Here is a 10,857-nt window from a genome sequence, read left to right as displayed (position 1 = left end):
GCCGCCCCAGCCGTGGATGATAACGTCAGGGCATGAGCGATTCCCTGGTTTCATCACCCTTCGCCGCGCGCCGCGGCTGCCTGCTGGTTGGCGCTGCCGCCCTGCTGGGTCTTGGCGGCTGCGCGGCCGTGCGTTCCACCGAGCGCGCCGAACCCTATGCCAATCAGGAATGGCTGCAATCCAGCGCCAACCGCATTGCGAACCTGTCCTTGCGCGACAACCTGCAATCGATCCGGCGTGTGCAGACCACGCTGTATCGGCGCAACCCGCGCGAGTGGCGCAAATCCGCAGCCAGCGTCGAAGCCGCCGCCCAGCGCGCCTGGGACGCGGTGCTTACAGGTCCCGCCCTGCCCGAACTGCGCGGTGCCACCGGCATCGACGCGATCCGCCTGGCGTTCGACACCGGGCCGCAAGGTTACCAGGGAGACCGGGTCGCGGCGCTGGTGGTCGGCTGGGCCACCATGCTCAAGCAGGCCAACGGCGACACCTGGGACCAGACCTTGCTCGACGGTGTCAATGCCGAGAACAGCTACCGTGCGGCGCGAAATTTCGAAATATCGCTCTGGCTCATCTCGTCCAAGACCGGCCCCGACGGCCAACCCCTGCTGCTGGCCACCGAGATCAGCGAGCGCGGCCGCAACCTCGTGGCTGATCGCGAGCTGTCCAAGGTGGTGGCGCGGCTCGACCTGCTGGCCGCCCAGGCGGACGAGAAATACCGACGCGCCGCTCTCGACTTCGGGCAGAACTGGGTCATGGGCGTGGTCATGCCCTTCTTCACGCTGGTGCCAAGGTAGAAGCATGGCTGATCGAGGAAATATATTTCCAAAAATGGCATTTACGGTAATATCTTTCCGTGACCAAACAGGAACTCATCACCGCCCTCGCAGCCCGGCGCGATGCCACGGGCATCACCCATGCTGAAATTGCGCAGCGCTCCGGCCTGACCGAACGCTCGGTGCGCAATGCGCTGAGCCTGAAGGGCAACCCGCAGCTGTCTTCGCTGCTGGCGCTGGTCGATGCGCTCGGCCTGGAACTGCAGCTCGCGCCGAAGGGCTTCGGCCAGAGCGCGGGCACCGATCCCGACTACCGCCCCGTCGTCACCCGCGTGGGCCATGCCGTGGCGCAGGCTCCGCCGCACGCCAACAAGCGTCGCCCGCCATGAACGTCAAGATCCTCGAGATCTCGCTCGGCACGCGGCGCTTTGGCAAGCTCTTCCAGTATGCCGACCTGTGCCGCTTCGTCGCCGAGCCGGAGCTGGTCGCCGCGCCGCCAGCGGAGGTGCTTTCGCTGTCGATGGTGGCCAGCGATGCGGCCACGCAGTCAGCGCTCTGGGCTGACGTGAAAAACCCGTTGTTCAATGCGCAAGGCGGCCAGCTGCCGCGCTTTTTCCAGAATCTTCTGCCCGAAGGCGTGTTGCGCAGCCATATCGCGCAGCTGCGCGGCTGCCGTGAAAACGACCATTTCGAGCTCCTTGCGGCCTGCGGCGGCGACCTGCCCGGCGCAGTGAGCGCCAAGCCGGTCGCGGTGGACCGCCAGACGCTGCAGCGGCTCATCACGCAGGACCAGGACGCGCTCGAGATGTCGGTCGTCGAACTGCCCATGCCGCAAGGCATCTCGGTGTCGGGCGTGCAACCCAAGCTCGGCCTGCGCCGTCAGGGCGGCCGCTACGTGGCACGCACCCGCGCCGGCGCGAGCACGCGCGTGATCGCCAAGCTGCCCGTGGCCGGACGCCCCCACATGCCGCAACTGGAAATGCTGTCTCTCCAGTTGGCCGGCGCGGCCGGTGTCGAGGTCTGTCATGCCGAGCTGGCACCGCTCTCGGCCATTGCGGCCGAACACAGCTATGCGCTGCCCGACGAGCCCGACTTTCTGGCCGTGACGCGTTTCGACCGCGAAGGCGCGCGCCGCATTCACTTCGAAGATTTTGCGCAGGTGCTCGCTGTCGACCCGATGCACAAGTACAGCGCCAGCTATCTCGACATGGCGCTTGCGATGCAGGCCTTCCCGTCGCTGGGCGAAGAAGGCGTGCTCGAACTCATGCGGCGCCTTGCGGTGAACGACCTGCTCGGCAACCCCGACGCGCACTTGAAGAACTTTGGCGTGCTCTATCCGGACGGCATCGCGCCGCGGCTGGCGCCGGCCTACGACATCGTGGCGTACGCCGCGCTCCAGGGCGTCGATGGCCACGCTCTTCCTCTCATGCCCGCAGCGCCCGCCGGTGCCGCCACCAAACGCACGGCCTTGTTCACGCCCGCGAACGTGCGCGCCTTCTGCTTCTCGGCGGGGCTGCACGAGCCGCTGGTCCGGCGCGTCATTGCCGACACGGCGCGTCTCGCGCGCAGCCGATGGCCGCAGATGATCGAGGCATCGACGCTGCCTGCCGCCTGGAAAAAGCGGCTGCAGCAGCGCTTGCAGGCACATCCCTTGCTGCAAGGCATGGCGAGGCGCGGCAAATAGAAGAGAAAGAAAACGCGGCCCCTAGAATGAATCAGCCCTTCACTCCTCAACCCCTTCGAAGCAGCAGCAACTCATGAGCTCCATCAATTTCATCGGCGGCGAAAAAGGCGGGGTCGGCAAGTCGGTCACCGCGCGCGTGCTGGCACAGTATTTCATCGACCACAGCAAGCCCTTCATCGGCTTCGACACGGACCGCTCGCACAGCTCGTTCACGCGCTTCTACGAAGGCTTTGCGTCGCCCATCGTGGTCGACAGCTTCGAGGGGCTCGACACCGTCGTGAACGGCTTCGAGACCAATCCGCAGCAAAGCGTGATCGTCGACCTTGCCGCCCAGACGCTGGCCCCCTTGTCGCGCTGGATCAAGGAATCCGATCTGTTCGACGTGTTCGACGAACTCGGCGTGGCCGTCAATTTCTGGCATGTGCTGGACGACGGCAAGGACTCCACCGACCTGCTCGGCGCGCTGATCGACACCTTCGGCAATCGGCCCAACTACATCGTGGTGCAGAACTACGGCCGCGGCAGCGACTTTGGCATGCTGCTGGCATCGCAGTCGCTCTCCAAGGCGACGGCGAACGGCGCCCGCGTGATCACCCTGCCGCGCCTGCACGAGGCGAGCATGCGCAAGATCGATGCGCAGAACACGAGTTTCTGGAAGGCCGTGAACGACCGCGAAGGGGCGCACGCGCTCGGCCTGCTGGAGCGCCAGCGCGTGAAGTCCTGGTTGGCGACCGCTTACGCGGCCTTCGACACCCTGCCTCTGTAAGCCGGTGTGTTGGGGGCGCAGCGGCCCCCGACGCTTCGCCGGCTCAGCGCGCCAGGCGACGGCGAAAAAGCAGCACCAGCAGCATCGTCGCAAGAACGACGAAGGCAACGAACGACCAGTTCGCCAGCGTCAGGCCGAACAGCGACCAGTCGACCTTCGAGCAATCGCCGCCGCCGCGAAAGATCATCGGCAGCGCGCGCTTGAGCGGAAAAGTCTCGATCATTCCGTACAGGTCGCGTCCGCACGAGACGACCTCGGGCGGATTCCACTGGAGCCAGCTCTGCGATGCTGCCGTGTAGGCGCCGCCAATGGCCGCCAGCAGCGCCAGCCCACCGCCCGTGACCTGCAGGCCACGGCTGCGGAACACGCCGGCCAGGCCGGTGAAGAGCGCCACCAGCACCAGTGCATAGCGCTGCACGATGCACATCGGACAAGGCTCCAGGCCCACCACATGCTGCAGATAGAGCCCGAAGGCCAGCATCAGGACGCAGGCAAGGCAGATCAGCCCGTACGCGCGGCGCGGCGCGCCGAAATACCAATCGATCAAGGGGAAACCCAATCTTCTTCTACGAACACCCTGGCCTTGCGCGGCGTGGCGACGACGGTGTCACCCTCTTGCAAGCCCAGTTCCCGGAACTGTTGCGCAGGGAGTTGCGCCTCGATGATGGTTCCGGAGCCCGGATTATCTGGATTCGTTTCGGTGGGCTCAAGTTCCAGCCGCGCGATCGGGCCGACCACGATGGCCCGCGACAAGGTGGCGACGATGCCGGTCGCCCCGGCGGTGTAGCGCTCCACGGTGAGGTCGTGCGGGCGCACATAGGCCATGGCCTTGGCGTCGCGCGCGCCGCTGTGTTCCGGCGAATCGAGGCGCATGCCGTCCAGTTGCACCGCGCCGTTGTCGGCCCGGCCATGGAACAGGTTCACGTCGCCCAAAAAGCCGTAGACGAACGGGCTAGCGGGCTGGTCCCACACTTCTTGCGGGGAACCGACCTGCTCGATGCGCCCTTTGTTGATGACCACCACGCGGTCGGCCACCTCGAGCGCCTCTTCCTGGTCGTGCGTGACGAAGATGGAAGTGACGTGCAGTTCATCGTGCAGCCGGCGCAGCCAGCGGCGCAACTCCTTGCGCACTTTGGCGTCGAGCGCGCCGAAGGGCTCGTCGAGCAGCAGCACCTTGGGCTCCACCGCCAGCGCACGCGCCAGCGCGATGCGCTGGCGCTGGCCGCCGGAGAGCTGCGACGGGTAGCGGTCGGCCAGCCAGTCGAGCTGCACCAGCTTGAGCAGGTCGGTCACCTTCTGCTTGATCTGCGCGTCGCTCGGGCGCTCCTTGCGCGGCTTCACGCGCAGGCCGAAGGCCACGTTCTCGAACACCGTCATGTGGCGGAACAGCGCGTAGTGCTGGAAAACGAAGCCGACCTGGCGTTCGCGCACATGCACGTCGGTGGTGTCTTCGCCCGCGAAAAGAATGCTGCCGGTGTCGGCCGTTTCCAGCCCCGCGATGATGCGCAGCAGCGTGGTCTTGCCGCAGCCCGAGGGGCCAAGCAGCGCGACGAGCTCGCCCGACTCGACGTCGAGGTTGACGTTGTTCAACGCCCGGAAGTCGCCAAACTGCTTGCTGATGTTGCGGATTTCGATGCTCATGGAATCTCTTCCTCTGCCTTCTTCTGATTACTCCCTCTCCCCGTGGGGAGAGGGTCGGGGTGAGGGATCTCCCCTCACCGCGGGACTGTTCAAGCCACCGTCGGCCGCTCGGGCGGCAGATCGGCAATCGCCTTCATTTCACGTTCGTGGCGCCATTCGATGACCGACTTGATCACCAGCGTGACCAGCGCCAGGATGGCCAGCAGCGATGCCACGGCAAACGCCGCCACCGACTGGTATTCGTTGTAGAGCACTTCCACGTGCAGCGGCATGGTGTTGGTCTGGCCGCGGATGTGGCCCGACACCACCGACACCGCGCCGAACTCGCCCATGGCGCGCGCATTGCAAAGAATCACGCCGTACAGCAGCCCCCACTTGATGTTGGGCAACGTCACGCGCCAGAATGTCTGCCAGCCGGTTGCGCCCAGCACGATGGCGGCCTGCTCCTCGTCGGTGCCCTGCGCCTGCATCAGCGGAACGAGCTCGCGCGCGATGAACGGGAAAGTGACGAACACGGTCGCGAGCACGATGCCGGGCACGGCGAAGATGATCTTGATGTCGTGCTCGGCAAGCCACGGGCCGAACCAGCCCTGCGCACCGAACACCAGCACGTAGATCAGGCCCGCCACCACCGGCGACACCGCGAACGGCAAATCGACCAGCGTGGTCAGAAAGGCCTTGCCGCGGAACTCGAACTTGGCGATGGCCCAGGCCGCGGCAACGCCGAACACCAGGTTCAGCGGCACCGCGATGGCGGCCGTGATCAGCGTGAGGCGGATCGCGCTCCAGGCGTCGGGCTCCTTCAGCGCTTCCAGGTAGGCGCCGACGCCCTTGCGCAAGGCCTCGGTTGCCACGGCTGCGAGGGGCAGCACCAGAAACAGGAACATGAACGCGAGCGCAACGCCGATCAGCAGCCAGCGCACCCAGGCCGACTCGGTGGTGCCGGCCTGCGCGCGGCGAATGATTTTGGAAGGGGCGCTCATGTCATGCTCCCGCGCGGCGGCGCTGCCAGGCTTGCAGGCCGTTGATGACGAGCAGCAGGATGAACGAAATCACCAGCATCACGAGCGCGACTGCGGTGGCGCCGGCGAAGTCGTATTGCTCCAGCTTGCCGATGATGATGAGAGGCGTGATCTCCGAGATCATCGGCATGTTGCCGGCAATGAAGATCACCGAGCCGTACTCGCCGATGGCCCGCGCGAAAGCCATTGCGAAGCCCGTGAGCAGCGCGGGCGCGATCGATGGGAAGATCACTTTCGTGAAGGTTTGAAGGCGCGTTGCACCGAGCGAGGTGGCGGCTTCTTCAAGCTCTTTTTCGGCGTCTTCGAGCACCGGCTGCACCGTGCGCACCACAAAGGGCAGCCCGATGAAGATCAGTGCAATCACGATGCCGGCCGGCGTGAACGCCAGCTTGATGCCATGCGGCTCGAGCAGCTGCCCGATCCAGCCGTTGCCCGCGAGCAGTGCGGTCAGCGAGATGCCGGCCACCGCCGTGGGCAGCGCGAACGGCAGGTCGACCAGCGCATCGACGATGCGCTTGCCCGGAAACTTGTAGCGCACCAGCACCCAGGCCACGAGCAGGCCGAATACGGCATTCACCAGCGCCGCGATCAGCGAGGCCCCGAAGGTCAGCCGGTACGAGGCCATCACGCGCGGTGAGGTCACGGCCACCCAGAACTGCTCCCAGCTCAGCGTGAAGGTCTTGAAGACCAGCGCCGACAGCGGGATCAGCACGATCAGGCAGAGATAGAAAATCGAAAAGCCGAGCGTGATGTGAAAGCCCGGCAGCACCCGTCTGGCGCCCCCCGCCCGATTCACACGCGAAAGCGGCGCTCCCGCTGACGGGAGCGCCGAAGAAACAGCGCCGCTCATTTACTTTGCGCCAGGCGTGTAGAGCTTGTCGAACTGGCCGCCGTCGTTGAAGTGCACCTTCTGCGCATCGCCGAGGCTGCCGAACAGTTCCTGCACCGTGAAGAGCTGCAGCGGCTTGAACGTGGCGGCGTACTTCTTCAGCACGGCCGCCGAGCGCGGGCGCAGCGCATGCTTGGCCGCGATTTCCTGCGCTTCTTCGGAGTAGAGCCAGTCGAGATAGGCCTTGGCCAGTTCGCCGGTGCCCTTCTTCTTGGTCGTGCGCTCGACCACGGCCACCGGGTTCTCGGCCACGATGCTGATCGACGGGTAAACAGAATCCACCTTGCCCGAGCCGAACTCGCGGTCGATCGACACCACTTCGGATTCGAAGGTGATCAGCGCGTCGCCGATGTTGCGTTGCAGGAAGGCGGTGGTCGCGTCGCGGCCGCCGCGCGCCAGCACCGGCACGTTCTTGAACAGCTTGCCGACGAACTCGGCCGCTTGCGCGTCGGTGCCGCCCTTCTTCTTCACGTAGCCCCAGGCCGCAAGGTAGGCGTAGCGCCCGTTGCCGCCGGTCTTGGGGTTGACGATCACGACCTGCACGCCCGGCTTGACCAAGTCTTCCCAGTCCTTGATGCCCTTCGGGTTGCCGTTACGCACCAGGAACAGCATGGTCGAGGTGGTCGGCGATGCGTTCTCGGGGAACTGCTTGTTCCAGTCCTTCGCGACCACGCCGGTGTTGGCAAGAAAGTCGATGTCGGTGGTGGTGTTCATGGTCACCACGTCGGCATCGAGGCCGTCGGCCACGGCGCGCGCCTGCGCGCTGGAACCGCCATGCGACTGGTCGATCTTCACGTCCTTGCCGGTGGTCTTCTTGTAGTGGGCCACGAACGCCGCGTTGTAGTCCTTGTAGAACTCGCGCGCCACGTCGTACGAGGCGTTCAGCAGCGTGCTGCCCTGTGCGAAGGCGCTGCTGCCTGCGAATGCGGAAGACGCCAACGCGAGCACGGCGACGAAGGTCTTGAGTCTGGAAGTCATGAAGTTGCCAAGGTTTCTGAAAATTCACGGCCCGCCGGCCAGGCGGCGGGCTCGTCGGTCAACGACTGGAGCAGGGCCAGGCCGAGCGGCCAGTCTCCATGTCCCGAATCGATGTTGATATGGCCCGCATTCTGCATGCGGACAAACTCACTGCCCCAGGCGCGGGAATATGCGCCGGCCAGGCGGATCGGGCAATACGGGTCGTTGCTGCTCGCCACCACGATGCTGCGGTAGGGCAAGGCGGCATACGGCACGGGTGCGAAGTCGGACAGCACGGCCCGGCGCTCGGGGTCGGCCGGTGCCACCAGAAGCGCCCCGCGGATGCGCGCGGCAGCCTCCGCCGGCAGGTGTGCCGTGGCGATGCAGCCCAGGCTGTGCGCGGCAATCACCACCGGGCCGGGGCTCTCGAGCACCAACCGCGCCAGCGTGGTCACCCAGGCCTCGCGCTTGGGCGAAGCCCAGTCGTCCTGCACGACCCGCGCCGCACCCGGAATGCGCTCTTCCCACAGGCTCTGCCAGTGGCCGGGCCCGGAGTCGCGCCAGCCCGGCACGATGATCACGGAAGTCTGCATGGCGACGCTGCCCTGCCGCTTACTTGTTGGGCTGCGGCGTAATGCGCAGATACGGCTTCACTGCCTTGAAGCCCTTGGGAAAGCGCTCGGCGAGTTCGGCCGGGTCCTGGATGCTCGGGATGATGACCACGTCGTCGCCGTCCTTCCAGTTCACGGGCGTTGCCACCTTGTGGCTGTCGGTGAGCTGCAGCGAATCGATCACGCGCAGGATTTCGTCGAAGTTGCGGCCGGTGGACGCCGGGTAGGTGATGGTTGTGCGGATCACCTTCTTCGGATCGATGATGAACACGCTGCGCACCGTGGCCGTGGCCGAGGCGTTCGGGTGGATCAGGTCGTACAGGTCGGCCACCTTGCGGTCGTGGTCCGCAATGATCGGGAAGTTCACGGTGGTGTTCTGCGTCTCGTTGATGTCGCCGATCCACTCCTTGTGCTTGGTGGCAGGATCGACGCTCAACGCGACGGGCTTCACGCCGCGCTTGGCGAATTCGCCCGACAGCGCCGCAGTCTTGCCGAGTTCAGTGGTGCACACGGGCGTGAAATCGGCCGGGTGCGAGAAGAACACGACCCACGAATCGCCGGCCCACTGGTAGAAGTCGAGAGACCCTTCGCTCGAATCCTGGGTGAAATTGGGGGCTGTGTCGCCGAGTCGCAGGGTCGCCATGGTCGGTCCTTGAAATGGATGGGACCTGGGATTGTGCGAAGGGCTGCTTCAATGCCAAACGAATATCTACTTGTTTGGTTATGGCGTTTTTCGCATAAGGTACGCCGCCCCAGCTTATTTGACGAGCTAATACATGCCGGTTTCGCTTCCGTGCAGGTGCTCGGCCAGGAAATCGATCACCCGCCGGACCGCCGGCACCAAAGCCCGCCGCGCCGGAAACACCATGTGCGCGATGACCGGCGCCGGCCCCCAGTCGGGCAGCACCCTTGCGAGCCGGCCCGCCTCTACGTCGTCGCGGCACATATAGCCGGGGAGCAAAGTCGCGCCCACGCCCTCGAGGGCGGCCAGCTGCAACGTTGCAAGATCGTCCGCCACGTAGCGCGGGGTATGAACGTGCACGTAAATCTCGCCCTTGGGGCCTTCGAGCCGCCATTCGCTGCGCCCCTCGCTGTTGGCCGCCATGGCCGCAGTCTGGAGCCGCGCAAGATCGGCCGGCTTGTTTACCGGACCCTGGCGCTCCAGCAAGTCCGGCCTGGCCACCAGCACCGCGCGGCTCGTTCCCAGGACCTTGGCCACGAGCGTCGTGCTGTCCTCGATGGCCGGACGCACGCGCAAGGCGATGTCGACGCCCTCCTCGATCAGGTCGACCGGCCTGTTCATCACCCGCAGGTCGACCCGCACAGCCGGATAGAGCGCCATGAACCGGGGCAGCAATTGCCCCAGCCCGCTGTGGGCGATGGAGATAGGGCAGCTCAGGCGCACCGTGCCGCTGGGTTCGGTCTGCACCTGCGCCACCGCTTCGGCCGCGGCCTGCGCTGCATCGCGCATCGCGGCCGAGTGGCGCAGATAGATTTCGCCCGCCGGGGTGAGCGACAGCCGCCGCGTGCTGCGCTGCATCAGCTGTACGCCAAGCCGTTCCTCGAGGTCCGCCACGCGCCGCGACAAGCGGGATTTGGGAATGCCGAGCGCGCGGCTGGCCGCGGCAAAGCCGCCGCGCTCTGCCACTTCGGCGAAGAAAACCATGTCGTTGAGGTCTTGCATGGCACTTATTGTCCTATGGGTAGAACGATGAATTGATATTTTGCTTACTTATCAATCACTCGCATCAAAAATAGAATTCTCCCATCGCCGGCCACTTTTGAGCGCCGACCTCCACACGAAAGTGAAATCGACCATGAAGCTGCTCCATATCGACTCCAGCATCCTGAGTGCCAATTCGACCTCGCGCCTCCTGACGGCCGAGATCGTGGCGGCATGGAAAACCGCGCATACCGACACCGCGGTCGAGTACCTCGACCTTGCCGCTGACGCCCCGTCGCACTTCGGCTCCGACGCCCTCGGCATCAAGACCGGCGTGCAGGCCCAGCCGACCGAAGCCCAGCAGCGCGAAAACGCCCTCTCGGAAAAGCTCGTGAACCAGTTCCTCGCCGCCGACGTCATCGTCGTGGGCGCACCGCTGTACAACTTTTCGGTTCCGACCCAGCTCAAGGCCTGGATCGACCGCCTCGCCCAGGTCGGCCGCACCTTCAAGTACACCGACAAGGGCCCCGTGGGCCTGGCCGGCGGCAAGACCGTGATCGTCGCGTCCACCCGCGGCGGCGTCTACTCGACCACCGAAGGCGGTCAGGCTGCGGAACACCAGGAGAGCTACCTGAAAGTGGTCTTCGGTTTCTTCGGCATCACCGACGTGCGCTTCGTACGCGCCGAAGGCCTGGCCATGGGCGACGCACCCAAGGCCGCTGCCCTGGCCGGGGCACGTGCCGAGATCCTGGCGGCAACGGCCGAAGCCGCCAACCAGAGGGACGTGGCCCAAGCTGCCTGAGCCCGGGTTTACTTCCAAAAGAAAGGCCGCCCCTCGGGGCGGCTTTTTC

Annotated in this window: 13 protein-coding genes; 5 read left to right on the top strand and 8 right to left on the bottom strand. The window is 65.6% G+C overall.

Translation table 11 applies throughout. The features are described 5' to 3' along the window. Window positions 1-32: 32 nt before the first annotated feature. The 4 genes from BLR24_RS18135 to BLR24_RS18120 all read left to right on the top strand — a co-directional run bounded on the left by BLR24_RS18135 (window position 33) and on the right by BLR24_RS18120 (window position 3,223). Complete coding sequence (locus BLR24_RS18135) at window positions 33-794, top strand: hypothetical protein (RefSeq protein WP_093019360.1); 762 nt, start codon at window positions 33-35, stop codon at window positions 792-794. Between the two features lie 59 nt (window positions 795-853). Then, complete coding sequence (locus tag BLR24_RS18130) at window positions 854-1,162, top strand: helix-turn-helix domain-containing protein (protein WP_093019358.1); 309 nt, start codon at window positions 854-856, stop codon at window positions 1,160-1,162. Next, a complete protein-coding gene (locus BLR24_RS18125) occupies window positions 1,159-2,457 on the top strand; it encodes a type II toxin-antitoxin system HipA family toxin (RefSeq protein ID WP_093019356.1) in 1,299 nt (432 codons plus the stop codon). The genes BLR24_RS18130 and BLR24_RS18125 overlap by 4 nt, the downstream gene beginning before the upstream one ends. A 73-nt stretch (window positions 2,458-2,530) precedes the next feature. Next, window positions 2,531-3,223, top strand: a complete 693-nt coding sequence (locus BLR24_RS18120) for a P-loop NTPase family protein (protein WP_093019354.1) — start codon at window positions 2,531-2,533, stop codon at window positions 3,221-3,223. A 43-nt stretch (window positions 3,224-3,266) separates the two neighbouring features. Here the strand turns inward: BLR24_RS18120 and BLR24_RS18115 are convergent, their stop codons facing one another. From BLR24_RS18115 to BLR24_RS18080, 8 genes are all read right to left on the bottom strand, one after another. After that, window positions 3,267-3,770 (bottom strand): disulfide bond formation protein B, encoded by a 504-nt coding sequence (locus BLR24_RS18115; protein ID WP_093019352.1) that lies wholly within the window; start codon window positions 3,768-3,770, stop codon window positions 3,267-3,269. Next, window positions 3,767-4,864: a sulfate/molybdate ABC transporter ATP-binding protein gene (locus BLR24_RS18110; RefSeq protein WP_093019350.1), complete on the bottom strand. Its 1,098-nt coding sequence runs from the start codon at window positions 4,862-4,864 to the stop codon at window positions 3,767-3,769. Before BLR24_RS18110 ends, BLR24_RS18115 begins: the two co-directional genes overlap by 4 nt. 89 nt (window positions 4,865-4,953) lie before the next feature. Beyond that, the gene (gene cysW / locus BLR24_RS18105; RefSeq protein WP_093019348.1) at window positions 4,954-5,847 is read right to left on the bottom strand and encodes a sulfate ABC transporter permease subunit CysW; all 894 of its coding nucleotides are present in this window, start codon (window positions 5,845-5,847) and stop codon (window positions 4,954-4,956) included. Window position 5,848: 1 nt separating this feature from the next. Continuing rightward, the gene (cysT, locus tag BLR24_RS18100) at window positions 5,849-6,736 is read right to left on the bottom strand and encodes a sulfate ABC transporter permease subunit CysT (protein WP_055806415.1); all 888 of its coding nucleotides are present in this window, start codon (window positions 6,734-6,736) and stop codon (window positions 5,849-5,851) included. Further along, window positions 6,737-7,753, bottom strand: coding sequence for a sulfate ABC transporter substrate-binding protein (locus BLR24_RS18095; protein WP_093019346.1), 1,017 nt, complete (start codon window positions 7,751-7,753; stop codon window positions 6,737-6,739). Then, the gene (locus BLR24_RS18090; protein WP_093019344.1) at window positions 7,750-8,325 is read right to left on the bottom strand and encodes an RBBP9/YdeN family alpha/beta hydrolase; all 576 of its coding nucleotides are present in this window, start codon (window positions 8,323-8,325) and stop codon (window positions 7,750-7,752) included. Before BLR24_RS18090 ends, BLR24_RS18095 begins: the two co-directional genes overlap by 4 nt. A 19-nt stretch (window positions 8,326-8,344) precedes the next feature. Beyond that, window positions 8,345-8,986: a peroxiredoxin gene (locus BLR24_RS18085; protein WP_093019342.1), complete on the bottom strand. Its 642-nt coding sequence runs from the start codon at window positions 8,984-8,986 to the stop codon at window positions 8,345-8,347. Between the two features lie 126 nt (window positions 8,987-9,112). Continuing rightward, the gene (locus BLR24_RS18080) at window positions 9,113-10,027 is read right to left on the bottom strand and encodes a LysR family transcriptional regulator (protein ID WP_093019340.1); all 915 of its coding nucleotides are present in this window, start codon (window positions 10,025-10,027) and stop codon (window positions 9,113-9,115) included. 133 nt (window positions 10,028-10,160) lie between these two features. Between BLR24_RS18080 and BLR24_RS18075 the strand changes: the two genes are divergently transcribed. Then, the gene (locus BLR24_RS18075) at window positions 10,161-10,808 is read left to right on the top strand and encodes an FMN-dependent NADH-azoreductase (RefSeq protein ID WP_093019596.1); all 648 of its coding nucleotides are present in this window, start codon (window positions 10,161-10,163) and stop codon (window positions 10,806-10,808) included. Window positions 10,809-10,857: the final 49 nt, after the last annotated feature.

Origin of the sequence: Variovorax sp. OV700 (genome assembly GCF_900099805.1) — a bacterium.
Taxonomy (GTDB): domain Bacteria; phylum Pseudomonadota; class Gammaproteobacteria; order Burkholderiales; family Burkholderiaceae_C; genus Variovorax.
The sequence above is the reverse complement of the archived record's forward strand: the minus strand, read 5'-3'. Positions and strand labels throughout refer to the sequence as shown.

Coding starts and splice junctions, on each gene's coding strand:
- cysW (WP_093019348.1), bottom strand. CDS start 5,847: ATGAGCGCCCCTTCCAAAATCATTCGCCGCGCGCAGGCCGGCACCACC.
- BLR24_RS18080 (WP_093019340.1), bottom strand. CDS start 10,027: ATGCAAGACCTCAACGACATGGTTTTCTTCGCCGAAGTGGCAGAGCGC.
- BLR24_RS18075 (WP_093019596.1), top strand. CDS start 10,161: ATGAAGCTGCTCCATATCGACTCCAGCATCCTGAGTGCCAATTCGACC.
- BLR24_RS18110 (WP_093019350.1), bottom strand. CDS start 4,864: ATGAGCATCGAAATCCGCAACATCAGCAAGCAGTTTGGCGACTTCCGG.
- cysT (WP_055806415.1), bottom strand. CDS start 6,736: ATGAGCGGCGCTGTTTCTTCGGCGCTCCCGTCAGCGGGAGCGCCGCTT.
- BLR24_RS18125 (WP_093019356.1), top strand. CDS start 1,159: ATGAACGTCAAGATCCTCGAGATCTCGCTCGGCACGCGGCGCTTTGGC.
- BLR24_RS18135 (WP_093019360.1), top strand. CDS start 33: ATGAGCGATTCCCTGGTTTCATCACCCTTCGCCGCGCGCCGCGGCTGC.
- BLR24_RS18090 (WP_093019344.1), bottom strand. CDS start 8,325: ATGCAGACTTCCGTGATCATCGTGCCGGGCTGGCGCGACTCCGGGCCC.
- BLR24_RS18120 (WP_093019354.1), top strand. CDS start 2,531: ATGAGCTCCATCAATTTCATCGGCGGCGAAAAAGGCGGGGTCGGCAAG.
- BLR24_RS18095 (WP_093019346.1), bottom strand. CDS start 7,753: ATGACTTCCAGACTCAAGACCTTCGTCGCCGTGCTCGCGTTGGCGTCT.
- BLR24_RS18085 (WP_093019342.1), bottom strand. CDS start 8,986: ATGGCGACCCTGCGACTCGGCGACACAGCCCCCAATTTCACCCAGGAT.